Source organism: Micromonospora sp. NPDC023888, assembly GCF_040639415.1.
GTDB lineage: Bacteria > Actinomycetota > Actinomycetes > Mycobacteriales > Micromonosporaceae > Micromonospora.
Genome location: NZ_JBEZZW010000032.1, coordinates 47,309 through 71,734 on the forward strand (window position 1 = coordinate 47,309; position 24,426 = coordinate 71,734).

Genomic DNA, 24,426 nt, shown 5'->3' on the forward strand with positions numbered 1-24,426 from the left:
CGGCCGGGCCGTGGCGCGGTCAGCTCACGTTGGCCGGGCCGAGGACGCTCTTCAGGTCACCCATCAGCGCGGTCGTCGCCGCCACCCGGAACGGGCCCAGCCGCAGGGTGGTGGTGCGCCCGCCGTTCTGGAGTTTGACGTGCACCTCGGTGTCGCCGGGGTGCAGCACCAGGGTTTCCTTGAGCCGCTCCACAAGCGGTGGCGTGCACCTGTGCACCGGGATGGTGAGGGTGACCGGCTTGTTGGTGGCGCTGGTGCTGACGTCCGGCATGGACATGTCCATCGCCATGATCCGTGGGGTGTCGTCGCGGCGGTCCACCCGGCCCTTGACCACCACGATGGCGTCCTCGGCGATGTACTGCCCGATCACCTCGTAGGTGTTGGGGAAGAACAGCGTCTCCACCCCACCGGCCAGGTCCTCAAGGGTGGCCGAGGCCCAGGCGCGGCCCTGCTTGGTGACCCGGCGCTGCACCCCGGACAGGATGCCGGCGAGGGTGACCACCGCCCCGTCGGGCACCGCGCCGTCCTCGGCGAGGGAGGCGATCGTGGTGTCGGCCGCCGCGCCGAGGATGTGTTCCAGGCCGAACAGCGGGTGGTCGGAGACGTACAGGCCGAGCATCTCGCGCTCGAACGCCAGCTTGTCGCGCTTGTCCCACTCGCTGTCACCGATTGTCGGCATCACCGTGGTGCTGCCGGTGTCGGCGTCACCGAAGCCGGCACCGAAGAGGTCGTACTGGCCGACCGCCTCCTTGCGCTTCACGTCGGCGTACGCGTCGATGGCGTCGGCGTGCACCGCGAGCAGGCCCTTGCGGGGGTGCTGCATCGAGTCGAACGCGCCGGCCTTGATCAGCGATTCGATCGTCTTCTTGTTGCAGACCACCGCGTCCACCTTGGACAGGAAGTCGTAGAAGTCGGTGTAGTCGCCCTTCTCCTGGCGGCACCGCATGATCGAGGCGACGACGTTCGCGCCGACGTTGCGCACCGCGGCCAGACCGAAGCGGATGTCCTTGCCGACCGGGGTGAACGGCCCGGCCGACGTGTTCACGTCCGGCGGCAGCACCTGGATGCGCATCCGGCGGCACTCGGACAGGTAGAGCGCCATCTTGTCCTTGTCGTCACCGACGGACGTGAGCAGCCCGGCCATGTACTCGGCCGGGTAGTGCGCCTTCAGGTACGCGGTCCAGTAGGAGACCAGCCCGTACGCGGCGGAGTGCGCCTTGTTGAAGGCGTAGCCGGCGAACGGCACCAGGACGTCCCACACCGCCTGGATCGCCTCGTCGGAGTAGCCGCGCTCCCGGCAGCCGTCCCGGAACGGGATGAACTCCTTGTCGAGGATCTCCTTCTTCTTCTTACCCATGGCCCGGCGCAGCAGGTCCGCCTGACCGAGGGTGTAGCCGGCGAGGATCTGCGCGGCGCGCTGCACCTGCTCTTGGTAGACGATCAGGCCGTGGGTCGGCTCCAGGATCTCCCGCAGCGGCTCCTCCAGCTCCGGGTGGATCGGCGTGATCTCCTGGAGGCCGTTCTTGCGCAGCGCGTAGTTGGTGTGCGAGTCGACGCCCATCGGGCCGGGCCGGTACAGGGCCAGGACCGCGGAGATGTCCTCGAAGTTGTCAGGCTTCATCAACCGCAGGAGCGAGCGCATCGGCCCACCGTCGAGCTGGAACACGCCGAGGGTGTCACCGCGGGCCAGCAGCTCGTACGCGGCCGGGTCGTCCAGCGGCAGGGCCAGCAGGTCGAGCTTCTTGCCGTGGTTGAGCTCGATGTTCTTGACGGCGTCGTCGATGATCGTCAGGTTGCGCAGGCCGAGGAAGTCCATCTTCAGCAGCCCGAGCGACTCGCAGGTCGGGTAGTCGAACTGCGTGATGATCGCCCCGTCGGCGTCGCGGCGCATCAACGGGATGTGCTCGATGATCGGCTCGGCGGACATGATGACACCGGCGGCGTGCACACCGGTCTGCCGGATCAGCCCCTCGATGCCCTTGGCGGTGTCGATCACCTTGCGGACGTCCGGGTCGGAGTCGTACAGGCCGCGGATCTCGCCGGCCTCGGCGTAACGGGGGTGCTTCGAGTCGAAGATGCCGGTGAGCGGGATGTCCTTGCCCATCACGGCCGGCGGCATCGCCTTGGTGATCCGGTCGCCGACCGCGTACGGGAACCCGAGCACGCGGGCCGAGTCCTTGATCGCGGCCTTCGCCTTGATCGTGCCGAAGGTCGCGATCTGGGCGACCTTGTCCTCACCCCACTTGTCGGTGACGTACTTGATCACCTCACCGCGCCGGCGCTCGTCGAAGTCGATGTCGACATCCGGCATCGAGACACGCTCGGGGTTGAGGAACCGCTCGAAGATCAGGCCGTGCTGGATCGGGTCCAGGTCGGTGATGCCCAGCGCGTACGCCACGAGGGAGCCGGCGGCCGAACCACGACCCGGACCGACCGAGATGCCCTGGCTCTTGGCCCACTGGATGAAGTCGGCGACCACGAGGAAGTACGACGGGAAGCCCATCTGGTTGATGACGCCCAGCTCGTACTCGGCCTGGACGACGTGCCCCTCCGGGATGCCGTTCGGGTAGCGGCGGGCCAGGCCGGCGAAGGTCTCCTTGCGGAACCAGGACTCCTCGGTCTCGCCGTCGGGCACTGGGAAGCGCGGCATCAGGTTGTGGAACTCGAACATGCCCTTCGGGTCGACCTTCTCGGCCACCAGCAGGGTGTTGCGGCAGCCCTCCTGCCACAGCTCCGACGAGTCGACCGCGCGCATCTGGTCGGCGCTCTTGACGAAGTAACCGCCACCCTCGAAGCGGAACCGGTTGGGGTCGTCGATGTTGCTGCCGGTCTGCACGCAGAGCAGCACGTCGTGGGCGGTGGCCTGCGCCTCGTGGGTGTAGTGCGAGTCGTTGGTGACCACCGGCGGGATGTCCAGTTTGCGGGCGATCTCGGTGAGCCCCTCACGGACCCGGCTCTCGATGGAGAGGCCGTGATCCATGATCTCCAGGAAGTAGTTGTCCTTGCCGAAGATGTCCTGGTAGCTCGCCGCGACCTTGAGCGCCTCGTCGAACTGGCCCAGCCGCAGCCGGGTCTGCACCGCGCCGGACGGGCAGCCGGTGGTGGCCATGATCCCCTCGGCGTGCTCGGCGATCAGCTCCATGTCCATCCGGGGCCACTTGACGTAGTGCCCCTCCATGGACGCGCGCGAGTTGAGGGTGAACAGGTTCTTCAGACCGCGCGCGTTCTTCGCCCACATGGTCTTGTGGGTGATCGCGCCGTTACCCGAGACGTCGTCGCTCTTCTGCTCCGGCCGACCCCACTTGACCCGCGCCTTGTGGTAGCGCGACTCCGGTGCCACGTACGCCTCGACGCCCAGGATCGGCGTGATCCCGGCGGCCATCGCCTGGTTGTAGAAGTCGTTCGCGCCGTGCATGTTGCCGTGGTCGGTGATCGCCACCGCCGGCATGCCCAGCCGGTTGGCCTCGGCGAACAGGTCCTTCAGCCGGGCCGCTCCGTCGAGCATCGAGTATTCGGTGTGCACGTGCAGATGCGCGAACGAATCGGCCATGCCTGGCGCCCCCCGGCGGTGTGGATCTTGGTGGTCGGAGCCGACCGGGACCTACCCTACCGAGGTGATCTCGACGGCTCCACCGTCCGCGCCGACGGCCGTGGCCCTCGTCTCCTGCTCGCCCGCGAGTGCGCCTGGTACGGCAACGGCAGTTGGTCAGGGGCGGCCGCGTCGTCGGTAGTGGCAGCTTCGGGCTTGGTGGTGGCGTCGTCGGCCGTCAAGCTCTTTGGTCGCCGGGGCTGCGTCTTCATCCGTGGGCGGCGCGGCGACGTGGTACGACTGCTTCAGCGACAAGCCGACGAAGCGGGCGGGCTGGTGACGACGAACAGAGTGGCCAATCTCCTGCGCAGGCGTGAGAGTCCGCAGCGGCCGACCTTCCTGGAACTGTTCTTCGATCTCGTGTTCGTCTTTGCGCTCACCCGGATCGTGCACGAGTTGGTGCTGGACTACACCAGGGGTCACGTTGCGGAGAGGTTGTCCACCTCTCTCGCGGAGAATGGCGAGACTCTGCTGCTGTTCCTGGCTGTCTGGTGGATCTGGACCCAGACGGCATGGATAACCAGCAGATTCGATCCGTTCCAGCCGCCCATTCAGTTCGTTGTCCTGACGACGATGTATGGGAGCCTGTTCCTGGCGGTCGCGATTTCGGGGGCTCTCGCCGAGACTGGCCTGCTCTTCGCGAGCACCTACGTCGCGATCCAGGTGGGCCGCACCCTCTTCTTCGTTGCCATCGTCCGGGGTCACCATCTGCGCCGCGTCAACATGCTGGCGCTCATCTGGTTCGGTGCGTCGGCCGTGCCGTGGCTCACCGGAGCCTTCGCACCCGAGGTGACGCGCAACTTGCTGTGGACGCTCGCCCTGGCGATCGACTACCTGGGGGCCAGATTCGGCTGGCCGGTCCCCGGGCTGGGTCGCTCACGGGTGTCCCCGTGGGCCGTCGCGGGTGAACACCTGGCCGAACGCTACTGGCAGCTCGTCATCGTCGCGCTTGGTGAGACGATCCTGACGTCCGGGTCGAGTCTTCTCCGGGGGCCGATCGTGGCTGAACGAACAGTGGCCCTGACATTGTCGTTCCTCACCACGGTGTTGCTGTGGCGGATCTACTTCTACCGAGCAGGCCAGATCCTGGGCGAGGCCGTCGGGGCATCCGCCGATCCCGGCCGGCTCGGTCGGTCGGCCGAGTTCTCACACCTGCTCATGGTGGCCGGCATCCTCGCCACGTCGGCCGGCTCCGAACTCGTCCTCATGGATCCATTCGGAGACGCCAAACCCGCCTGGGTCGGGGCCATCCTCGGCGGGCCTGCGCTCTACCTCGCCGGGCGCTCGGTATTCGAGTACGTGGCCTTCGCCCGGGTGTCCCGGCCACGGCCGATCGGGTTCCTCGTCCTCGCGGCCATGGCGCCGGTGCTGGTCGGCCTGCCGCCGCTCGGGGTCGCTGCGGCAGCTGTCGCCGTCCTGCTCGGCGTCGCCGTCTCGGACACGACCCGAGCCCACGGACGTCCGCTGGAGGAGGCCTCGCCGCCACGCTGACGCGCATGCGTCACCTCACCGTTCGGCGTGGCCCTGCCGACGTGCGATTCGAGGCACCAGAAACGGTACGGCTCGCGGGTGAGGCTATGCGGCCTTGCCGACGGGCGGGAGCGGCGAGGCATCCGGGGAGGCCTGGAATGCCGAGATGGCGAGCGCGGCGAAGCGCCGGGAGGCGGTGACCTGGGCAGCGGGCGAGGTCGCGTGGATACCGCTGTTGGCCATGAGGACGAGGAGGACGTCGTCCAGGACGAAGTCGGGGCGCAGGCGGCCCGCTTCCTTGGCGCGGCGGGCCAGTTCGTCGATCGCGTTGAGCGCGTATTCGCGACGGGCGCCGAAATCCACAGCATGGGGAAAAGTCGACACGAGAGCTGCGGTGAAGCCGCGATCGCGGGCGTGGAGTTCACACATTTTCTCGATGACGAGACAGAAGCCGTGCCACGGATCCGGATCGGCAAGGCCCTCGTCGACAACGGCGTGACAGGCATACATCTGTTCCGAGAATGCCTCGGTGACCAGCATCTCCTTTGTCGGAAACCGGCGGTACAGGGTGGCCGGTGCAACCCCGGCGCGCCGGGCGACCTCCCGCATCGGGACATCCAGACCCTCGACGGCGAAAACCGCGCGGGCGGCCTCGAGGATGCGCTGGCGGTTGTCCAGGGCGTCGGAGCGAAGAGCATGAGGCAAACGACCGGTCACGGCTCTCACTTTAGCGAGGCGGACAGCGGCGGTCGTTAGCGTCCGTACCCATGAGAGCTCTGCAATTTTCGACGTATGGTCCCGCGAGTGTCCTTGAGGTGTCGGCGGCACCGGAACCACACGCCGGGCCGGTCCAGATTCGGGTGGCGGTTCGGGCCTCGGGCGTCAATCCGGCCGACACGTACGTCCGCGCCGGCCGATTCCAGGACTGGATCCCGCTCCGCCTGCCGCACGTGCCCGGTGTCGACGCTGCCGGCGTGGTGGATGAGGTCGGTGACGGGGTGACCACGGTTCGGGTAGGCGACGAGGTCTTCGGGATCACGGACTACGCCCAGATGGGCGGAGCGAACGCCGAATACGCCGTACTGGCCGCGTGGGCACCGAAGCCGGCCGCCCTGAGCTGGGAGCAGGCCGGCGGTGCGGCGGGCAACATCGAGACGGCCACCCGCGTGCTCGACCGGCTGGGCGTCAAGGACGGCACCACGTTGTTGATCGAGGGCGCTGCCGGCGGGGTCGGTACGACCGCGATCCAGCTCGCGGTCGCTCGCGGCGCGGCCGTCATCGGCACGGCCAGCGACCGCAACCACGAGTTCGTCGCCTCGCTCGGGGCGATCCCGACCACCTACGGCCCCCGGCTGGCCGAGCGGGTCCACACTCTGGCGCCCGGCGGGGTCGATCTCGTACTCGACTGTGCCGGCTCCGGTTCTCTACCCGACCTGGTCGGTCTGGTCGGGAGCCCGGACAGGGTGGTGAGCATCGCCGACATCAACGCCGAGGCGTACGGGGTGCACCTGTCGCGCGGCTCTGGCCCCGGCGCAGACACACCGGCTCTCGAAGGAATCGCCGCTGCCGGCGAACTCGCCGAGCAGAGTCGTTTCACCGTGCCGGTCGCTGCCGTGTTCTCTCTGGAAGAGGCGGCCGCCGCACACGAGTTGAGTGAGTCCCGCCACGCGCGAGGCAAGATCGTGCTGAAGCCGTAGGGCGCCCTCGTCGCACGGCGGTCGGCTACGTCGTACCGGAGATCCGACTAGGCTCGCAGGATGGCGAGGTACTACGACGTGCACCCCGAGAACCCGCAGCCCCGGATCATCGGCCAGGTCGCCGACCTGATCCGCGGCGGTGGGCTGGTCGCCTACCCGACGGACTCCTGCTACGCGCTCGGCATCCAGCTGGGCAACCAGGACGGGCTGGACCGGATCCGCCAGATCCGCCACCTCGACGATCGGCACCACTTCACACTCGTCTGCCGGGACTTCGCGCAGCTCGGCCAGTTCGTCCAGATCAGCAACTCGGTCTTCCGCCTGGTGAAGGCGTCCACCCCGGGCAGCTACACCTTCATCCTGCCGGCCACCAAGGAGGTGCCCCGGCGGATGCTGCACCCGAAGAAACGCACCGTCGGTGTGCGCGTACCCCGGCACACCGTCACCCAGGCGCTGCTGGCCGAGCTGGCCGAGCCGCTGGTGTCGAGCACCCTGGTCCTGCCCGGCGACGACGAGCCGATGACCCAGGGGTGGGAGATCAAGGAACGGCTCGACCACCAACTCGACGCGGTGCTCGACGCCGGGGACTGCGGCAAGGAGCCGACGACTGTGATCGACCTGTCCGGCCCGGAGCCGGAGGTCCTGCGCCGGGGTGCCGGCGACGTGTCGCGCTTCGAGTAACGCGTCGGGTGCCGGACCGTACCGGGGCACACCGGCCGCGCCGGTCGTACGCTCGGGGAACGGCACCGGCGAGCATTGGACACCCGGCATGCCCGACGCGCACGACATCGACGCGCTGGCCCGGTCCGCCGCACACGGCGACCCGACGGCCCTGGACGCCCTGCTGCTCGCGGTGCGCCCGGAGGTGCTGCGGCTGTGCGCACGGTTCCTGCCCAACCGGGAGGACGCCGAGGAGGCCTGCCAGGACACCCTGCTGGCGCTGGCCAACGGCATCACCCGGTTCGAGGGACGCTCCTCGTTCCGTACCTGGCTGCACCGGCTGACCGCCAACCGGGCCCGCTCGACGTACCGCACGCTGCGCCGCCGCTGGCGGTTGGAGGCCGACGGCGTACCGGTGCCGGACCGGGCCGACCCGCGGCGGACGAGCGTGGTCGCCGGCACCCGCCTCGACCTGCTCGACGCCTTCGACGCGGTCCATCCCGACCTGGCCGAGGTGGTGGCCCTGCGCGACGTCCTCGGGCTGAGCTACCCCGAGATCGCCACCCTTATCGACGTGCCGGTGGGCACCGTGAAGTCCCGGCTGCACCAGGCCCGACGCCAGGTCCGGCAACGCCTCGGCACCGACCAGGGCTGAGCCGGTCCGTCGGCGGTGGCGACCAGAGAGAGGGCCCCATGATCGGGCTGCGCCGTACCGTCGCCGCGTTCGCGGCCACCGTGGCGGTCACCGCCTGCGGCACCGACGCGGTCTCGCCGCTGCCCGTCCAGCCTGGCAGTCCGTCCCCGTCGGTGTCCACGGGGACGACAACGCCGACGCCGCCGGCGACACCCGGCCCCACCGGGTCGCCGTCCCGGCCGCCGCCGACAGCCGGGCGGCCCGTGCCGACGCCGCCCACACCGACCAGGACGAGGGGTACGCCCCGAACGACTCCCCCGCCGACCGCCGCGCCCCCGGCGTGTCAGGGCGCGGTCCGCTACGACCTGCCGCTGGCCGAGACCGAGCTCAGCCTGCTGCGATCCCTCTGCTTCGCCACCGGCGCGGTGCTACGGATCCAGGGCATCGGCCCCGGCCTGGTCACCGTGGACCGCCCGGATCTGGTCGCCCAGCACTACGAGGCCGGGGTGGTGGACATCCGGTTCGTCCGCCCCGGCACTGTCGACGTCACGATCCCGCAGGAGGACCGGACGCACACCATCACGGTGGTGGTCCGCCCGCCCGGCGAGTGACCGGGCGGCGGCATCCAGCCGTCACCGCACCCGCACCCCGGCGAGCAGGGTGTCCACGAAGTCGGGCGCACCGTCCACCGGTGGCACGATCTGCGCGTACAGCAGGGCGGCGCGGTCGGGATGCCGCCCGGCCGACTCGACGATCCGCTGCCGACCCTGGTCGCAGTGGTAGGTCACCACTGTCCACTCGACGCCGGCCTGCCGGGTGGTACGCGCCGGCGTGGACGCGCAGTCCCCGTGCGTGCGCTCGGCGAGGAACCCGGCGGGCGTGGTGCGCGCCGCCGTGCTGGTGGAGACGCCGACGAACGCGCCGGGCACCCGGGGGTCGGCGGCCCAGCGGCGGGGCTGCGGCGACATCACCAGCGCCGGTTCCGCCGCGCCGTCGACGCCGTACTGGCCGGCCCAGGTCGCGCCGGTCGCCGACCAGCCGTCCGGCAACCTCACGGTGAGCGGTCCGGCGGCGTAGGTGTCACGTTCGACCCGGACGCCGCCCGGCTCGGCGCCCACCACCGCGACGGCGGCCACGACCGCCACGGCCAACGGCAACCGGTACGGGCGGCGGGTCACCGGTCCGGGTGACGGCGGCTGCCGTACCGGGTCGGTGGCCCGGTTCAGCGCGGCGTGCAGCGCGGCGGCGTCCGGGTAGCGGTCGGCGGGCCGGTGGGCGGTGGCCCGGACGAGCACCGCCGCCACCGGTGCCGGCACCCCGGCGCGCAGTCGCAGGACGCCCGCCCGGGGTGGGTCGGCGGGGACGGGTACGGGATCGGCGGCGAGCAGCCGGATGCCGAGCCGGCCCAGCCCGTACACGTCGGCGCGGGCGTCGATCACCGCGCCCGGGTCGTCCTGCTCCGGTGCCATGTAACCGGGGGTACCGGCCCGGGCGGTGAGGCCGGAGGCGGCGGCCAACGCCTTGGCGAGACCGAGATCGGCGATCAGCACCCGTTCGGCGCCACTGCCCGCACCGGTGGAGTGGAACAGGATGTTGCCCGGGGTGAGGTCGCGGTGTACGACGCCGTGCCGGTGCAGCACTGTCACGCCCGCGCAGACCTCGCCGAGCAGGCGCAGCGCCGTCGGGCCGGGCATCGGGCCGGCGGCCAGCCGATCTCGCAGGCTCCCCCCGTCCGCCCAGGCCAGCACCGCGTACGGCCGGCCGTCGGGCAACTCACCGACGGTGTGCACCCGGACCAACCGCTCGTGCTCCAGCCGACGCAGCAGCCGTGCCTCGTCGCGGAAGCGTTCCCGGACCCGCAGGTCGTGGCTCCAGTTCTCGGCCAGCACCTTGATCGCCACGTGCGCGTCGAGCGCCGGGTCGTAGCCCAGCCAGACGGTCGCGAACGAGCCGACGCCCAGCAGCCGTTCGATGGCGTAGGGCCCGATCCGTTGCGGAGCCGTCACCGCGTCACCCCCGGCCGCACGGTCGGTCGGCGTTTCTCTGCACAGTAGACCGGGTGGGTCGGCAACCCGACGAACCGTTGGGCCGGGCGCGGTGACTAACAGGGCAGGAGACCCATCACCGAAGGAGCCACCATGAACCGACAGTGGATCGTCCTCACCACCACCGCCGCGCTGGCGTTCGGCACGCTCGTCCCGGTGACCGTCGCCGGTCCGGCCTCGGCGGCCGGCGGCACCGCGCCAGCCTCGACGACTGTCCCGCCCGCCACCGGGCACAGCCACCCGCAGGTGCTCAGTGTCGCCGGAGCCGGGGTGTACCGGATCGGCGCCAGCCTGGCGGCGCTCACCGCGGGCGGGCACATCGACTGGACCGCGCCGGGCTGCGGCTCGGTGGTGCACGCCGGCGTGACCGGTTCCTGGGCCGGGGTGTTCATCCTGGCCTTCCGTGACGATCGGCTGGTGGAGGTGGGTACGGCCACCGCGCCGCCGCATTCCCCCGCCGGGGCGTCGGTCGGGATGTCCTTCGCCGAGTTGGAGGACATCTACGGCCGCCGGGGTTCGTTGATCCGCAACGACGCGGGGGACGCCGAGGCGTACCTCGTGCGGGTGGGCTCGCGTGTCGAGTTGTTCACCGGGCACCCGATCCGGCCGGGCGTGGGCTACTTCCAGGTTGGTCCGGCCAGCTTCGTGGAGCGGAACTTCCGGCAGGGTCCGGCCTGCTGACGAGCGTCAACACCGCGGGGCGTCCGGTTCGTGCCGGGCGCCCCGCATGCTGCCCGGCGCACCGGTCTGCGAGCGACACGATGATGTCTCGCTAGACAACACTGTGTGCCACACACTATGGTGTGACACATGGTTAGCGAGGACGTTCTACGGACGCACCTACAGGAGTTGCGTCGAGGCACCGTCGTGGTGGCCAGCCTGGTCGCGCTACGCCGACCGGACTACGGCTACGCACTGCTGCAACGGCTCACCGACCACGGCTTCCCGGTGGACGCCAACACGCTCTACCCGCTGCTGCGCCGCCTGGAGGACCAAGGGCTGCTGACCAGCGAGTGGAACACCGAGGAGAGCCGGCCGCGCAAGTTCTACCGGACCAGCGACGAGGGCGAGTCGATGATGAGCCGGCTGCTCGACGACCTCGCCGCCGTGCAGACCTCCATCACCGGGCTGATCCAAGGAGTGGACCGATGAACACCCTGACCAACCGCTACCTCGCCGCCACCCTGCGCTCGGTGCCCGCCCAGCGTCGCGACGAGATCGCCACCGAGTTGCGGGCCTCCATCGACGACATGATCGAGGGCCGGACCGACGGCGGAGCCGACCCCGCCACCGCCGAGCGGGAGGTGCTCACCGAGCTGGGCAACCCGGACCTGCTGGCCGCCCGGTACGCCGACCGCCGGCTCCAGCTCATCGGGCCCACCTACTACCTGGTCTGGCTGCGACTGTTGAAGCTGCTGCTCAGCTTCATCCCGGCGCTCGTCGGGACGGTGGTCGCCGTCGTCGCGGCCTTCAGCGGCAAGGGCTTCGGTGCCATCGGGACGGGCCTCGTCGTCGCCCTGCACGTCACAGTGCACATCTGCTTCTGGCTCACCCTGGTCATCGCCCTCATCGAGCGCTCCCAGTCGAGCGTGGACCTACCGGAGTGGAGCCTCGACGACCTGCCCGACGCACCGGTACGCCAGGGCATTCCCCTCGCCGACACCATCGCGTCGGTGGTCATGCTGGTGGTGACCATCGCGTACCTGCCCTTCCAGCACTACCAGTCCTGGGTGCGCGCCACCGATGGCGACAACATTCCGATCCTCGACCCGGCGCTGTGGTCGTTCTGGCTGCCGGCGCTGATCGTCGTGCTGGTCGCGAGCGTGGTGTTCGAGATCGTCAAGTACCGGATCGGGCGCTGGACCTGGGCCCTGTTCGGCACCAAGGTGCTGCTCAACCTCGCGTTCTCGGTGCCGCTGGTGTGGCTGGCGCTCTCCGACCACCTGCTCAACCCGGCCCTGGGCCTGCGGCTGACCTGGCTGGCGGAGGCGGACACCCGCAACGCCATCGGTCTGGCCATCGCGCTGGGCGCCGCGGTGGTCGTGGTCTGGGACCTGGTCGACACCGCCCTGAAGACGCGCCGCCAGACGGCGTGAACCACAGCCCACCCCGACGGCCCGGCGCGTACCTCGCGTCGGGCCGCCGCACGTCGGCCGGACCCGCCGGCACCGGTCCGCCCGCTCGACGGGCGTGGCGGGCGGCGTGGCATCGTTCCCGGATGACCGTGGCACCGCGAGACGAATGGCGCCGTCCGGGTCCGACCGCCCAGCAGCGCCGTAACGACCTCTGGATCGGTCTGGGCATGACCGTGCTGGCGTTGGTGAGTCTGACCCTGGCCCGCAGCACCGGGGCGTTCCTGCTGGGCCCACCACCGTCCGGGCCGGAGCAGCTCCTCTGGACCGTCGCGGTGACTATCCCGCTGATCTGGCGACGACGCTGGCCGACCGCGACCCTGCTGGTCGTCGCGGTGGTGTTCATCGCCGCGCAGGCACGATCAGCGCCGGAGACCCAGTTCTCCTCCTGGGCCCTCTTCAGCGCCCTCTACACCGTCGGCGCCTGGGGGCAGGACCGCCGGCTGTCCCGCCGGCTGCGCATCGGCGTGATCGCCACGATGTTCGCCTGGCTGGGGATCTACTACGCGATCATGATCGACCACATTCCACCCGGAGCCTTCGACGACGCGGTCGGTCCGGTGCCACCGGTGCTCGCCGCGATGGTCACCGGTGTCCTGGTCAACGTGCTGGTCTTCGGTTTCGCGTACTTCTTCGGCGAGACCGCCTGGGTGGCCGCGCGCCGCGAACACGAGCTGCGTACCCAGGCCGAGGACCTGCGTCGGTCGCAGACCGAGTCCCGGGAACGGGCGGTGCTCGGCGAACGGGTCCGGATCGCCCGGGAGCTGCACGACGTGGTCGCCCACCACGTGTCGGTGATGGGAGTGCAGGCGTCCGCCTGCCGTCGGGTGTTCGACCGCGACCCCGCCAAGGCCCGCACCGCGCTCACCGCCATCGAGCAGAGCGCCCGCACCGCCGTCGACGAGTTACGCCGGATGCTGGGCGTGCTGCGGACCACCGGCACGGCCGACGCCGGGCCGGCCGGCGGCGACGTCGACCGGATCGGCGAGCTTGTCGAGCGGGCTCGGGCCGCGGGCCTGACGGCGACCCTCGGGGTGTACGGCGACCCGGTCGCGCTGCCCGAATCGGTCTCGCAGGCGGTGTACCGGGTGACGCAGGAGGCGGTGACCAACACCCTGAAGCACGCCGGTGCGGACCTGCTGGACGTACGGGTCCGCTACCTGGCCCGGGAGGTGGAGGTCGACGTGACCGACGACGGACGCGCCGGCGGCCGGTTCAACGCCGTCGGGCTGGGCCTGATCGGGATGCGCGAACGGGTCACCGCGCACGACGGCGACCTGGAGGCCGGCCCACGGGCCGGCGGCGGATGGCGGGTCCGCGCCCGCTTCCCGGTGGCGAGCGCCGGCGCGCAACGGGAGCCGCACGACGAACACCAGTCGGCCGTCGCCCCGAGAGTGTCGGCATGAGCGCCGCGCCAGCCCACGAGACGTCGGGTCCGGGTCGGAGCATCCGGGTGCTGCTCGCCGACGATCAGCACCTCGTCCGCACCGGCTTCCGGGTCATCCTGGAGGTGGAGGACGACATCGAGGTGGTCGGCGAGGCCGCCGACGGCGAACGGGCCGTCGCCATGACCCGAGCCACCCGCCCCGACGTCGTACTCATGGACGTGGAGATGCCCGGGATGGACGGCCTGGCGGCCACCCGGCAGATCACCGCCGACGGGCCCGGTGGGCCGGCGGTGCTGATCCTCACGACCTTCGACCGCGACGACTACCTGTTCGCCGCGCTGCGGGCCGGGGCCAGCGGTTTCCTGTTGAAGAACGGCACGCCGGAGGAGCTGATCGAGGCGATCCGGGTGCTCGACAGGGGCGACGGCCTGCTCGCCCCGGAGATCACCCGCCGGGTGATCTCCACGTTCGCCCGTCCCGGAGACCCGGCCGGCACCGCCCACCGGGGGCCGGAGGCGGACGCCGCGCTGGCCGGGCTGACGCCACGGGAACGGGAGGTGCTGGTGCTGCTCGCCGCCGGATCGAGCAACGCCGAGATCGCCGCGGCCATCCACCTGGGCGAGGCGACCGTGAAGACCCACGTCAGCCGGGTGCTTGCCAAACTCGGCCTGCGCGACCGGGTGCAGGCGGTGGTGTTCGCGTACGAGAACGGGGTGGTCCGACCCGGCGGGTGACCGCCGTCCGCCGCGCGGCGGACCGCCCCCTCACCCGTCGGGCGGACGGCGGGGCGGGGTGTTCGATCTAGCGTGGGTGCGTGACCAGAACGCTTCGCCTCGACGGCATCGACCGCAGCTTCGGCGACCGGCAGGTGCTCAAGAACGTGTCCTTCGAAGTGGCCGCCGGCCGGATGACCGGCTTCGTGGGCGCCAACGGCGCCGGCAAGACCACCACCATGCGCATCATCCTGGGCGTGCTCGCCCCCGACGCCGGCGAGGTGAGCTGGGGCGGCACCACGCTGACCCGGCAGGACCGGCGACGCTTCGGTTACATGCCGGAGGAGCGCGGCCTCTACCCGAAGATGACCACCCGGGAGCAGGTGACCTACCTGGGCCGGCTGCACGGCCTGGACGCGCCCGCGGCCCGGCGTGCCACCGACGCCCTGCTGGACCGGGTCGGTCTCGGTGAACGCGGCGACGACCTGCTGGAGACGCTGTCGCTCGGCAACCAGCAACGCGCGCAGATCGCGGCCGCGCTGGTGCACGATCCCGAGGTGCTGGTGCTCGACGAGCCGTTCTCCGGCCTCGACCCCCTCGCTGTCGACACCGTCGTCACCGTGCTGCGGGAACGGGCCTCGGCCGGTGCGCCGGTGCTCTTCTCCAGCCACCAGCTCGACGTCGTGGAACGCCTCTGCGACGACCTGGTGATCATCGGCGACGGGGCGATCCGGGCCGCCGGCAGCCGCCAGCAGCTACGCGACTCGTACACCGTGCCCCGCTACGAGTTGGTGGTGGCGAACGACGCCGGCTGGGTACGCGACCAACCCGGGGTCACCCTGGTCGAGCTGGACGGCCCCCGTGTGGTCTTCGACCTGCCGGCCGGCGCCGACGAACAACCCGTGCTGCAGGCGGCCCTCGCGCGCGGCCCGGTCCGCACCTTCCGCCCGGTCAGCCCCTCGCTCACCGAGATCTTCCGAGAGGTCACCCAGTGAACATCACCCAGGCCACCCGGCTGGTCGCCGAACGGGAGATCCGGGTCAAGCTACGCGACCGCACCTTCCTGTTCGGCACGCTCTTCTTCCTGCTGATCGCCGCCGCGGGCACCATCCTGCCGCCGCTGCTCTCCGGCGGACCGTCCACCGTGGCGGTGACCGAGAGCGCCGCCGGCCCGCTGCGCGCCGCCGGCCTGGAAGTCCGGGTGGTCGCCGACGACCGGGCCGCCGAGCAGGCCGTCCGCGACGACGACGTGGACGCCGCGGTGGTCGCCGGACCGGCCGTGCTGGCCCTGGAGGAGGCCCCCGACGACGTGGTGCGGGCCCTGAGCAGCCAGCCGACCGTCCGCCTGCTCGACCCGGACGCGGTGGACCCGGTGGTGGCGTTCCTGGTGCCGTTCGTCTTCGCGTTCGTCTTCTTCATCACCTCGCAGACGTTCGGGGTGCAGATCGCGCAGAGCGTCATCGAGGAGAAGCAGACCCGGATCGTGGAGATCCTGGTCGCCGCCGTGCCGGTGCGGGCGCTGCTGGCCGGGAAGGTGGTGGCCGGCGCGATCCTGGCGTTCGCGCAGATCGCGTTGATCGCGGTGGTGGCGGTGATCGGGCTCCAGATCGGCGACAGCGGCGGACTGCTCACCCTGCTCGCCCCGGCGATCGGCTGGTTCGTGCCGTTCTTCCTGCTCGGTTTCGTGCTGCTCGCGGCGATGTGGGCGGCGGCCGGCGCCCTGGCCAACCGGCAGGAGGACATCGCCGCCGTGTCGACGCCCGTGCAGCTCGCGGTCATGCTGCCGTTCTTCGCGGTGATCTTCCTGAACGACAACGACACCGCGATGCGGGTGCTGTCCTACCTGCCGTTCTCGTCGCCCACGGCCATGCCACTGCGGCTGTTCACCGGTGACGCGGCCGGTTGGGAGCCGTTCGTCTCGCTTGTCATCCTGCTGCTCGCCGCCGGTGCGTTCCTGCTCGCCGGGGCGCGGGTGTACGAGGGGTCGCTGCTGCGCACCAACGGCCGGACCTCGCTGCGGACCGCGTGGCGGGAGCGGGAGACGATCGGCTGAGCTGGTCGTTCGCCCCCGCGCGGGCGTCGGTGTCCGGACGGATGCCGGCGCCCGCCGCCGTGCGGCCCCGTTCCGAGCGCTGTTCGGCGGCCGCGAACATCGCGAACGCTCCTACGGTGAGCTGATCCTCACGGCAACGACCTGGTCGTCGCCGGTCCCCGGACCGGAAAGGCTCAGATGTTTCCACCGAGCAACAGCCGACACCGTCGTCGCCTGCTCGGCGTCGTGCTCGTGGTCGCCCTCACGGCCCTCGTCCGGCCCGCGCCGGCCGCCGCCGCCCCGGGCGACCCAGCCTCGACGGTCCGGTCCGCACGCGGGGGGCGTGGTGGCCGCCGGTGGGGGGGTAACGGGGGTGCTCCCCGCCCGGTCCGTGGACCGGGCGGGGGGCGTTACGCGTCACCGCCACGTCGTGCAGTGCCAGTGGCCGAAATCGCCGGTACGCGACCAGACGGTGCGGGCCGCCCCGATGCTCCAGCCCGGGTCCAGCGCCGTCCGCCGATCGACGCCCAGCCGGGACAACTCCATGTCGCTGAACTGGAACAACCCCCAGCGCCGCGACCCGTCCCCGGCGATCTCCACGCGGTACGGGTCCAACCCGGACAGGCAACGCGCGAGCTGCACCGCCCCGCCCGGGTCCTCCGGGAAGACCCGCCGCAGCTCCTTGCCGATCCGGTCCTCGGTCCAGGTGGGCGGCATCTTCGCCGGGCCGGACAGCTCGTCGAGCACCCGCCCGTCCGCCGTGCCGCTGACCGGCAGGCCACCGAACGCCTGGAAGGCGATCAGCCGGCCGGTGGTGTCCGGGCCGAACCAGCCGTCCACTGGCACGTCCAGCCCGCCCGCCACCAGACGCTCCTGGAGCTCCAGCACGCACGGGCCGTACATGCCCTGGCGCAGGATCAGCGGGCAGCCCTCGGACGGCGAACTGTCCACGGTGGCGGCGGCACCCGGGAGCAGCACCCCGGACACCCCGACCGTCACCGCGCCGAGCACGGCGAGCACCGCGAGGCGAAGCCAACGGCGGGTCGGCCAGGGCGCGGTGGCTCGCGGCAGCGCCAGCCGGACCGGGCCGACCATGTTCCCGGCCGGCACGGCGTCGGCGGCCGGTACGCCGTTCGCCGCCGGCTGGGGGTCGGCGGCCGGTACGCCGTTCCCGGTCGGTTGGGGGTCGGCGGGTGGCGGCGAGGTGGTCGGCACCGCCCGGTTCTCCCACCTGTCGCGCTCGCCGAGGCGGGCCTCGATGGTCCGGCGCGCCTCCACCCACCGCCGCACGTCGGCGGGCGTCGTGCCGCAGGCCACCAGCAGGGCCACGACGGTGCGCTCCCGAGGCAGGGTGGTCCGCCCCAGCATCGTGGCGAGTGTGCTCGGCGGTAGCCAGTGCCCGGCCGCCGAGGCCAGCCTGGTGATCTCCCGGTAGGTCAGACCGGAACGCCGACGCACGTCCCGCAGCAGCGCGACGTACTCCCCCGCCGTGGTCGCCTGCGTCAGCGGATCCCGGGCAGCGTCTTCCATCGGATCTCCCGTGTCGTTGATGTCGTCGGGCCCTGGATCGGTGCCCGCCCGAACCCTCGGCCGTACGCCGGGCAGCGGCGCGGCCATCGAGGATCGACGGTAGATATGCCCACCGACGCGAACAATGCCCTGGTCAACGCGATGCGGTGTCCGGGCAGCTCAGGACGGCATGTCCGGATCTTGTCCGACCACCTCGGACAGTCGCCCCGGGGCGATTTGCCCGCGCCCGTGCGGTGTCTGGACAATCGTGCGATGACCACGGGGGAGCTACGACCGGACGAGGCGACCGACCCGGCCGAGTTCGTCGACATGCTGCGCCGGCTCAAGGACCGGTCGCGGCTCACGTACCGACAGTTGGAGCAACGGGCGGCGGCGGCTGGTGACGTGCTGGCCCGCAGCACCGCCGCCGATGTCCTGCGCCGGTCCACCCTGCCGCGACCCGAGGTGGTGGCCGCGTTCGTCCGGGCCTGCGGCGCGGAGGACCAGGTGGAGACGTGGCTGCGGGCGCGGCACCGGCTCGCGGTGGGCGCCTACGCGCCGACCTCGCCCGTGCCGGACCGCCAGGTCGACGCCACCACGGCCGACCACCAGAGCGCCGACGACGCCGCGCCCGACAACCGGCCCGCCGACGGCACGAGGGTGGGGGGCGCGAGCGCAGCCCGACCGCGCTGGTTCTCGCGGCCGGTGCCGCTGGCGCTGCTCGTCGGCGTCCTGCTGGCCGCGCTCGGCGCGGGCGTCTGGATACAGCGACCCGACGACGGGCAGCGATCAGCACAGCCCCCCGGCCCGACCGCGTCGACAGGTGGGAGTCCGTCGGCCACGTCGGCGGGCGAGAACCCGTCGGCGGGCAGCGCCAGCATCGGGCCGCAGGCGCTGCTCAGCCAGATCCGCCCCGCCCGCAGCCCGCACCTCTGCGTCTCCGAGGGGCAGGACCGCACCGGCGCGTACGGGAGCCAGGTGGCGGCCCAGGTCCCCTGCGCGGACGCCACCCCGCCGGACACCTACGTGGAGCCGGCGGCCGGCGGGCTGTACCTCATCAAGTGGACTCACCCTGAGCACGGGACGGGCTGCCTCACCGTCCGGGACGAGGATCCCGGCCGGAACATGCTCGAACCCGTCACGAAGTGCGGCCAGACCAACTGGTCCCAGCTGTTCCGCTTCGAGCCGACCGGGTCCGCACCGACCTCGTACCGCATCCGGCCCAGCCGTACGGACCTGTGCGTCGGGCTCCGCGACGATGACACGGAGGTGTCGGCCGAGGCGCTTGTCGAACCGTGCACGAACGGCCCGGACCAGGTGTTCCTGATCGACGCGCTGCCGAAACGCTGACGCCCCGGCGGGTCGGCTGGCTCGTCAGCGGGCGGGCGGCACCTGGTCCCAGCCGGTGGGCAGCGGGGGCGCCGACCAGGCCGGATCGGGCTGCCATCGCGCCCACGCCGGGTCCCACCAACGCTCGCCCGCATCGAGCAGCGCCGCGATCCGGTCACCCTCGGCCTGGATCGCGTCAGCCATCCCGGGGTAGCGCCCCTCGACGAGGCGCTGGGCGAACATCTCCACGTCCTTCCAGACGTACCGGTCGGCGTCCGCGCCCCACCACAGGTCCAGCTCGTGGTCGAGGGTGTCCACCCCGATCGGCGTACGCCGCACCGGGTCCTGGAGGTTGAAGTACCAGCCGGCGAAGTCGCGCCCCGGCCCCGTCCAGAACACGTCGACCGAGTGCGCCTCGCCGGGGCGTTGCAGCATCAGTTTGCCGTGCCCCGACCAGGAGCGGTGCCCGGCGGTCTCCCACGGGTGCCGGCCGCACGGAAAGACGCCGGTCGCCGGGAAGCCGAACTCGGCGCCCGGTGGCAGGTAGAGGGCGAGCAGGTCGGGCGAGTCCTCGACGACGATCGTCGGGCAGCCGAACCACACCTCGCCGCGCAGCACCTCACGCCGTACCACCGTGTCACCGGGCGCGAACCGGTCTGCCGCCACTTTGCCCACCTCCAGGTTCGACCCCATCGCCTGGTCACCTCGGCTTCGCGAGAAGTCGGGGCATCCCTGTGCGAGGGACACCCCGACTTCCGTGATTCCGAGTCGACCGCTCTCAGGCGTCGACCGCCGCCATCACGTCGTCGCTGACGTCGAAGTTCGCGTAGACGTTCTGCACGTCGTCGCAGTCTTCCAGCACGTCGATCAGCTTGAAGATCTTGCGCGCGCCCTCTTCGTCGAGCGGGATGTTCATGCTCGGGATCAGGGAGGACTCCGCCGACTCGTACTCGATGCCGGCGTCCTGCAACGCGGTCCGCACTCCGATCAGATCGGTCGGCTCGGAGACCACCTCGTACGCCTCACCGAGGTCGTTGACCTCCTCGGCGCCGGCGTCGAGGACTGCCATCATCACGTCGTCCTCGCTGGTGCCCTCCTTGGGCACGATCACCACACCCTTGCGGGAGAACATGTACGACACCGAGCCGGCGTCGGCGAGCGAGCCGCCGTTTCGGGTGAGCGCGGTCCGCACCTCGGTGGCCGCCCGGTTGCGGTTGTCGGTGAGGCACTCGATGAGCATGGCCACGCCGTTCGGGCCGTACCCCTCGTACATGATCGTCTGCCAGTCGGCGCCGCCGGCTTCCAGGCCGGAGCCGCGCTTGACGGCGCGGTCGATGTTGTCGTTCGGCACCGAGCTCTTCTTCGCCTTCTGGATCGCGTCGAAGAGCGTCGGGTTACCGGAGGGGTCACCGCCGCCGGTCCGCGCGGCCACCTCGACGTTCTTGATCAGCTTGGCGAACATCTTGCCGCGCTTGGCGTCGATGACGGCCTTCTTGTGCTTGGTCGTCGCCCACTTTGAGTGGCCGGACATCTTCTACCTCCGTCTGTCATTCCACGCCTGCATCGACTGCCGCACCGAATTACGCGCCGCATCCGGCGGTTCGGCGGCCGGTCGGCTCCGCGGGAAATGCCGCGCCGGGCGACGGCCCTGCCGAACCGCGGCAATCTTACCGAGGTCACACCCGGGCGTGTCACATCCGGCACCGGCTCGGGGTGCCGCCGGGCACCCGGCTCACCCGCCTGACAACCACGCGGGGCCGGAAAACATGCCCGGCGGCAGCGTCGCCGGACCGCTCAGGCGGCCCGCACCAGATCCACGAAGTACGCGTGGACGCGCAGGTCACCGGTCAGCTCCGGGTGGAACGAGGTGGCCACCAGGTTGCCCTGCCGGACCGCCACGATCCGGTCGGCCGCCGGACCGCCGGTCACCGACCCGATCACCTCGACGCCGGCACCGACCCGCTCGACCCACGGTGCTCGGATGAAGACGGCGTGGAACGCCTCACCCGGCACCCCGGTGATCGTCACCGGCGCCTCGAACGAGTCGACCTGCCGACCGAACGCGTTGCGCCGGACGGTCATGTCGATGCCGGCGAAGCCCCGCTGGTCGGGTCGACCGTCGAGCACCTCGGTCGCCAGCATGATCATGCCCGCGCAGGAGCCGTAGACCGGCATGCCGTCGGCGATGCGCTTGTCGATCGGTTCGCGCAGCTCGAAGATGTCGGCGAGTTTGCTGATGGTGGTGGACTCACCCCCGGGGACGACCAGGCCGTCCACCGCGTCCAGCTCTGCCGGGCGGCGGACCGGGCGGGCGTCCGCGCCCGCCGCGGCCAGCGCCGCCAGGTGCTCGCGGACGTCGCCCTGGAGCGCGAGGACTCCGATCACCGGTGCCGTCACCGCGACCTCACCACGCCCGAGTGGAGCACGGCTCACCAACCGCGCTCGGCCAGGCGGTGCGGCTGCGGGATCTCGTCGACGTTGATGCCGACCATGGCCTCGCCGAGACCACGGGAGACCTTCGCCAGCACGTCCGGGTCGTCGTGGAAGGTGGTGGCCTTGACGATCGCGGCGGCCCGCTGGGCCGGGTTGCCCGCCTTGAAGATGCCCGAGCCCACGAAGACGCCCTCCGCGCCGAGCTGCATCATCATCGCCGCGTCGGCCGGGGTGGCGATCCCGCCGGCGGTGAACAGCACCACGGGCAGCTTGCCGCTCTCGGCGACCTCCTTGACCAGCTCGTACGGGGCCTGCAACTCCTTGGCCGCGACGTACAGCTCGTCGGCCGGCAACGACGACAGCCGGGCGATCTCCTGGCGGATCCTCCGCATGTGGGTGGTGGCGTTGGAGACGTCACCGGTGCCCGCCTCACCCTTGGAGCGGATCATGGCCGCGCCCTCGGTGATCCGGCGCAGCGCCTCGCCCAGGTTGGTCGCGCCGCAGACGAAGGGCACCGTGAAGGCCCACTTGTCGATGTGGTTCGCGTAGTCGGCCGGGGTCAGCACCTCGGACTCGTCGACGTAGTCCACGCCGAGCGACTGGAGGATCCGCGCCTCCACGAAGTGGCCGATGCGGGCCTTGGCCATCACCGGGATGGAGACCGCCTCGATGATCCCGTCGATCATGTCGGGGTCGCTCATCCGCGACACCCCGCCCTGCGCGCGGATGTCGGCGGGCACCCGCTCCAGGGCCATCACCGCGACCGCGCCGGCGTCCTCAGCGATCTTGGCCTGCTCGGCGTTGACCACATCCATGATCACGCCACCCTTGAGCATCTCGGCCATGCCGCGCTTCACCCGGGCGGTGCCGACGACGGGGGCCGAACCAGTGGTCGAGGCGGTGTTTTCGGGCACGGGTCATCGCTCCTTGGACGGGCTTGCGGGGGTGGCAGCGAAAATGCTACGCGTGGGTCAACGCCGCGCCGACAGCCAATCAGACCCCCGGTGGCCTGCCCTGTGGCCCTGATCACCGGCCCGGCGGGGTCAGCTCGCGGGAACGTCCGCCGGGACGGTGAGGGTCGGGTCGTCGATGTCGAAGTAGCGCGGCCACTCCCGGCCCCGTCCCATCCGCAACAACCGCACCAACGGCCGGCTGCGCGCCGAGCGGGCATCCCGGACCAGGTCGGTGTGCACCTGCCGGGACAGCGCGAGGCGGCGACTGGCGGCGATGACCGCCCCACAGTCCGGGTCGCCCGGATCCAACTGGACGCCCCGCAACTGCCGGGTCAGGTCGTTCTCGGCGGCCTCCCGCTCGTCCGGGCTGGCGTCGAGCGCGATCCGGGCCGCCGCGTACAACTCGACACCGAAGCGCCGCTCGGCCAGCACGGCAGCCGCCGCGGCCCGGCGCAGCAGGTGGGCGTCGAGAGCCCGAGCCGCCAGCTCCGCGCGGCCCTGCAACCGCTCCACCCGGCCGGCGGTCCAGACGAGGTACGCCGCGACCAGCCCCAGGACCACGATCGCGGCCACCACCCACCACATGTGCGGCATCGTAGTGCTGCTCCGTTTCGCCTCCGATTGGGCGCGGCCACACCGGTCACCCCGGACGCCGACCGCACCATGCGTCACACCGGCTCAGCCCAGCCCCACCCACTCCTGGTCGATGACCCGCCCGTCGGTTGCCTCGATCGCCGCTGCGTATACCTCCAGAACACGGCGAGCAACCACCGGCCAGTCGAAATTCGCCACCACCTGATCGCCGCACGCGCTCAACACGGCCCGCCCGGCCGGGTCGTCGAGCAACTCGGTCACCGCGTCGCGCAGCCCCACCGGGTCACCAGTGGGAAAGAGCCGACCGGCCCGCCCACCGTCGAGCACCCGCCGGAACGCGTCCAGGTCGCTGGCGACCACCGTGGTACCCGCGGCCAACGCCTCGGTGAGGATCATGCCGAACGACTCGCCGCCGGTGTTGGGTGCCACGTAGAGGTGCACACTGCGCAGCATCCGCGCCTTGTCCGGTTCGGTGACCAGCCCGAGGAACGTGACCCGCTCGTGCAGCTCGGCCGGGAACTGGTCGTACAGGTCGTCCGGGTCTCCCGGGCCGGCGACCAGCAACCGCAGCCCCGGCCGGGTCGCGGCCAACGCCACGAACGCGTCACGCAGCACCGGGAAGCCCTTGCGCGCCTCGGTGAACCGGCCCAGGAAGCCCAGGGTGCCGCCGGTGCCCGGGGCGCACTCCCCCGGCCAACCCGGCAACGGCTCGGCGTCGGCGAACTTGGCCACCGCCACCCCGTTGGGGATCTCCACCGCCCCGCCGTCCATGTGCTCGACCTGCACCTTGCGGGCCAGCGCACTGACCGCGATCCGGGCGGTGATCCGCTCCAGCACGATCTGGAGCACGCCCTGCGCGGCCGCCAGCACCCGGGAACGGGTCATCGCGGTGTGGAACGTCGCCACCACCGGGCCGCGCGCGGAGAGCACGGCCAGCAGCGACAGGCTCAGCGTGAGCGGCTCGTGCACGTGCAGCACGTCGAAGTCGCCGTTGATGATCCAACGCCGGACCCGGGCCGTGGAGACCGGGCCGAACGCGATCCGGGCCACCGAACCGTTGTACGGCAGCGGCACGGCCCGACCGGCGGACACCACGTACTCCGGCAGCGGCGAATCCTCGTCGGCCGGGGCGAGCACGCTCACCTCGTGGCCGAGCGCGATCAGCGCCTCGGCCAGGTCCATCACGTGGTTCTGCACCCCGCCAGGGACATCGAAGGAGTACGGGCACACGATGCCGATCCGCATGCG

General features: G+C 71.4%; 23 protein-coding genes. 13 read left to right on the plus strand and 10 right to left on the minus strand.

The window, feature by feature from the left end; genetic code table 11:
- Nucleotides 1-19 precede the first annotated feature (19 nt).
- A complete protein-coding gene (gene dnaE, locus AB0F61_RS25240) occupies nt 20-3,550 on the minus strand; it encodes a DNA polymerase III subunit alpha (protein ID WP_357814055.1) in 3,531 nt (1,176 codons plus the stop codon).
- Between dnaE and AB0F61_RS25245 the strand changes: the two genes are divergently transcribed.
- Nucleotides 3,530-5,080, plus strand: coding sequence for a low temperature requirement protein A (locus AB0F61_RS25245; RefSeq protein WP_357814137.1), 1,551 nt, complete (start codon nt 3,530-3,532; stop codon nt 5,078-5,080). The two genes, dnaE and AB0F61_RS25245, sit on opposite strands and share 21 nt — an antisense overlap.
- Before the next feature lie 84 nt (nt 5,081-5,164).
- Here AB0F61_RS25245 and AB0F61_RS25250 read toward each other — a convergent pair whose 3' ends face one another.
- The gene (locus AB0F61_RS25250; RefSeq protein ID WP_357814058.1) at nt 5,165-5,776 is read right to left on the minus strand and encodes a helix-turn-helix domain-containing protein; all 612 of its coding nucleotides are present in this window, start codon (nt 5,774-5,776) and stop codon (nt 5,165-5,167) included.
- Between the two features lie 50 nt (nt 5,777-5,826).
- Between AB0F61_RS25250 and AB0F61_RS25255 the strand changes: the two genes are divergently transcribed.
- The 4 genes from AB0F61_RS25255 to AB0F61_RS25270 all read left to right on the plus strand — a co-directional run bounded on the left by AB0F61_RS25255 (nt 5,827) and on the right by AB0F61_RS25270 (nt 8,661).
- Nucleotides 5,827-6,756, plus strand: coding sequence for an NADP-dependent oxidoreductase (locus AB0F61_RS25255; protein ID WP_357814061.1), 930 nt, complete (start codon nt 5,827-5,829; stop codon nt 6,754-6,756).
- A 60-nt stretch (nt 6,757-6,816) separates the two neighbouring features.
- Nucleotides 6,817-7,437 (plus strand): L-threonylcarbamoyladenylate synthase, encoded by a 621-nt coding sequence (locus AB0F61_RS25260; RefSeq protein ID WP_357814063.1) that lies wholly within the window; start codon nt 6,817-6,819, stop codon nt 7,435-7,437.
- Between the two features lie 88 nt (nt 7,438-7,525).
- Nucleotides 7,526-8,071: an RNA polymerase sigma factor gene (locus AB0F61_RS25265; protein WP_357814065.1), complete on the plus strand. Its 546-nt coding sequence runs from the start codon at nt 7,526-7,528 to the stop codon at nt 8,069-8,071.
- Nucleotides 8,072-8,109: 38 nt separating this feature from the next.
- The gene (locus tag AB0F61_RS25270) at nt 8,110-8,661 is read left to right on the plus strand and encodes a hypothetical protein (RefSeq protein ID WP_357814068.1); all 552 of its coding nucleotides are present in this window, start codon (nt 8,110-8,112) and stop codon (nt 8,659-8,661) included.
- 21 nt (nt 8,662-8,682) lie between these two features.
- Here AB0F61_RS25270 and AB0F61_RS25275 read toward each other — a convergent pair whose 3' ends face one another.
- Nucleotides 8,683-10,056 (minus strand): serine/threonine-protein kinase, encoded by a 1,374-nt coding sequence (locus tag AB0F61_RS25275; RefSeq protein ID WP_357814071.1) that lies wholly within the window; start codon nt 10,054-10,056, stop codon nt 8,683-8,685.
- A 132-nt stretch (nt 10,057-10,188) separates the two neighbouring features.
- Here AB0F61_RS25275 and AB0F61_RS25280 point away from each other — a divergent pair, with 132 nt between their 5' ends.
- The 7 genes from AB0F61_RS25280 to AB0F61_RS25310 all read left to right on the plus strand — a co-directional run bounded on the left by AB0F61_RS25280 (nt 10,189) and on the right by AB0F61_RS25310 (nt 16,381).
- Nucleotides 10,189-10,776 carry a hypothetical protein gene (locus AB0F61_RS25280; RefSeq protein ID WP_357814074.1) on the plus strand — a complete coding sequence of 196 codons (588 nt, stop codon included), beginning with the start codon at nt 10,189-10,191 and terminating at the stop codon, nt 10,774-10,776.
- 129 nt (nt 10,777-10,905) lie between these two features.
- Entirely contained in the window at nt 10,906-11,247 is a 342-nt protein-coding gene (locus tag AB0F61_RS25285; protein WP_357814077.1) for a PadR family transcriptional regulator, read from the plus strand.
- Nucleotides 11,244-12,191, plus strand: coding sequence for a permease prefix domain 1-containing protein (locus AB0F61_RS25290; RefSeq protein ID WP_357814079.1), 948 nt, complete (start codon nt 11,244-11,246; stop codon nt 12,189-12,191). Before AB0F61_RS25285 ends, AB0F61_RS25290 begins: the two co-directional genes overlap by 4 nt.
- Before the next feature lie 122 nt (nt 12,192-12,313).
- Entirely contained in the window at nt 12,314-13,633 is a 1,320-nt protein-coding gene (locus tag AB0F61_RS25295; protein WP_357814082.1) for a sensor histidine kinase, read from the plus strand.
- Nucleotides 13,630-14,349, plus strand: a complete 720-nt coding sequence (locus AB0F61_RS25300; protein ID WP_357814085.1) for a response regulator transcription factor — start codon at nt 13,630-13,632, stop codon at nt 14,347-14,349. Before AB0F61_RS25295 ends, AB0F61_RS25300 begins: the two co-directional genes overlap by 4 nt.
- Before the next feature lie 80 nt (nt 14,350-14,429).
- Complete coding sequence (locus AB0F61_RS25305) at nt 14,430-15,323, plus strand: ATP-binding cassette domain-containing protein (RefSeq protein WP_357814088.1); 894 nt, start codon at nt 14,430-14,432, stop codon at nt 15,321-15,323.
- The gene (locus AB0F61_RS25310) at nt 15,320-16,381 is read left to right on the plus strand and encodes an ABC transporter permease (RefSeq protein WP_357814091.1); all 1,062 of its coding nucleotides are present in this window, start codon (nt 15,320-15,322) and stop codon (nt 16,379-16,381) included. Before AB0F61_RS25305 ends, AB0F61_RS25310 begins: the two co-directional genes overlap by 4 nt.
- Nucleotides 16,382-16,777: 396 nt before the next feature.
- On the opposite strand, the gene AB0F61_RS25315 is transcribed toward AB0F61_RS25310, so the two are convergent.
- Nucleotides 16,778-17,890: a peptidoglycan-binding protein gene (locus tag AB0F61_RS25315; protein ID WP_357814094.1), complete on the minus strand. Its 1,113-nt coding sequence runs from the start codon at nt 17,888-17,890 to the stop codon at nt 16,778-16,780.
- Nucleotides 17,891-18,142: 252 nt separating this feature from the next.
- On the opposite strand from AB0F61_RS25315, the gene AB0F61_RS25320 reads away from it, so the two are divergent.
- Nucleotides 18,143-19,219 (plus strand): helix-turn-helix domain-containing protein, encoded by a 1,077-nt coding sequence (locus tag AB0F61_RS25320; RefSeq protein ID WP_357814097.1) that lies wholly within the window; start codon nt 18,143-18,145, stop codon nt 19,217-19,219.
- 24 nt (nt 19,220-19,243) lie between these two features.
- Here the strand turns inward: AB0F61_RS25320 and AB0F61_RS25325 are convergent, their stop codons facing one another.
- The 6 genes from AB0F61_RS25325 to AB0F61_RS25350 form a co-directional block, all read right to left on the minus strand.
- Complete coding sequence (locus AB0F61_RS25325; protein WP_357814100.1) at nt 19,244-19,891, minus strand: DUF402 domain-containing protein; 648 nt, start codon at nt 19,889-19,891, stop codon at nt 19,244-19,246.
- 85 nt (nt 19,892-19,976) lie between these two features.
- Complete coding sequence (locus AB0F61_RS25330; protein ID WP_357814103.1) at nt 19,977-20,729, minus strand: YebC/PmpR family DNA-binding transcriptional regulator; 753 nt, start codon at nt 20,727-20,729, stop codon at nt 19,977-19,979.
- A gap of 263 nt (nt 20,730-20,992) precedes the next feature.
- Complete coding sequence (pdxT, locus tag AB0F61_RS25335) at nt 20,993-21,595, minus strand: pyridoxal 5'-phosphate synthase glutaminase subunit PdxT (RefSeq protein WP_357814139.1); 603 nt, start codon at nt 21,593-21,595, stop codon at nt 20,993-20,995.
- 32 nt (nt 21,596-21,627) lie between these two features.
- The gene (pdxS, locus tag AB0F61_RS25340) at nt 21,628-22,545 is read right to left on the minus strand and encodes a pyridoxal 5'-phosphate synthase lyase subunit PdxS (protein ID WP_357814106.1); all 918 of its coding nucleotides are present in this window, start codon (nt 22,543-22,545) and stop codon (nt 21,628-21,630) included.
- 129 nt (nt 22,546-22,674) lie between these two features.
- Nucleotides 22,675-23,178, minus strand: a complete 504-nt coding sequence (locus AB0F61_RS25345) for a hypothetical protein (RefSeq protein ID WP_357814108.1) — start codon at nt 23,176-23,178, stop codon at nt 22,675-22,677.
- 84 nt (nt 23,179-23,262) lie between these two features.
- Nucleotides 23,263-24,423 (minus strand): glycosyltransferase family 4 protein, encoded by a 1,161-nt coding sequence (locus tag AB0F61_RS25350; RefSeq protein WP_357814111.1) that lies wholly within the window; start codon nt 24,421-24,423, stop codon nt 23,263-23,265.
- Between the last annotated feature and the right edge of the window lie 3 nt (nt 24,424-24,426).

Bases quoted from the DNA above. Each gene is read 5' to 3' on its own strand.
- AB0F61_RS25245 (WP_357814137.1), top strand. From the start codon at position 3,530: ATGCGCGAACGAATCGGCCATGCCTGGCGCCCCCCGGCGGTGTGGATC.
- dnaE (WP_357814055.1), bottom strand. From the start codon at position 3,550: ATGGCCGATTCGTTCGCGCATCTGCACGTGCACACCGAATACTCGATG.
- AB0F61_RS25255 (WP_357814061.1), top strand. From the start codon at position 5,827: ATGAGAGCTCTGCAATTTTCGACGTATGGTCCCGCGAGTGTCCTTGAG.
- AB0F61_RS25260 (WP_357814063.1), top strand. From the start codon at position 6,817: ATGGCGAGGTACTACGACGTGCACCCCGAGAACCCGCAGCCCCGGATC.
- AB0F61_RS25265 (WP_357814065.1), top strand. From the start codon at position 7,526: ATGCCCGACGCGCACGACATCGACGCGCTGGCCCGGTCCGCCGCACAC.
- AB0F61_RS25270 (WP_357814068.1), top strand. From the start codon at position 8,110: ATGATCGGGCTGCGCCGTACCGTCGCCGCGTTCGCGGCCACCGTGGCG.
- AB0F61_RS25280 (WP_357814074.1), top strand. From the start codon at position 10,189: ATGAACCGACAGTGGATCGTCCTCACCACCACCGCCGCGCTGGCGTTC.
- AB0F61_RS25285 (WP_357814077.1), top strand. From the start codon at position 10,906: ATGGTTAGCGAGGACGTTCTACGGACGCACCTACAGGAGTTGCGTCGA.
- AB0F61_RS25290 (WP_357814079.1), top strand. From the start codon at position 11,244: ATGAACACCCTGACCAACCGCTACCTCGCCGCCACCCTGCGCTCGGTG.
- AB0F61_RS25295 (WP_357814082.1), top strand. From the start codon at position 12,314: ATGACCGTGGCACCGCGAGACGAATGGCGCCGTCCGGGTCCGACCGCC.
- AB0F61_RS25300 (WP_357814085.1), top strand. From the start codon at position 13,630: ATGAGCGCCGCGCCAGCCCACGAGACGTCGGGTCCGGGTCGGAGCATC.
- AB0F61_RS25315 (WP_357814094.1), bottom strand. From the start codon at position 17,890: ATGGAAGACGCTGCCCGGGATCCGCTGACGCAGGCGACCACGGCGGGG.
- AB0F61_RS25320 (WP_357814097.1), top strand. From the start codon at position 18,143: ATGACCACGGGGGAGCTACGACCGGACGAGGCGACCGACCCGGCCGAG.
- AB0F61_RS25325 (WP_357814100.1), bottom strand. From the start codon at position 19,891: ATGGGGTCGAACCTGGAGGTGGGCAAAGTGGCGGCAGACCGGTTCGCG.
- AB0F61_RS25330 (WP_357814103.1), bottom strand. From the start codon at position 20,729: ATGTCCGGCCACTCAAAGTGGGCGACGACCAAGCACAAGAAGGCCGTC.
- AB0F61_RS25345 (WP_357814108.1), bottom strand. From the start codon at position 23,178: ATGCCGCACATGTGGTGGGTGGTGGCCGCGATCGTGGTCCTGGGGCTG.
- AB0F61_RS25350 (WP_357814111.1), bottom strand. From the start codon at position 24,423: ATGCGGATCGGCATCGTGTGCCCGTACTCCTTCGATGTCCCTGGCGGG.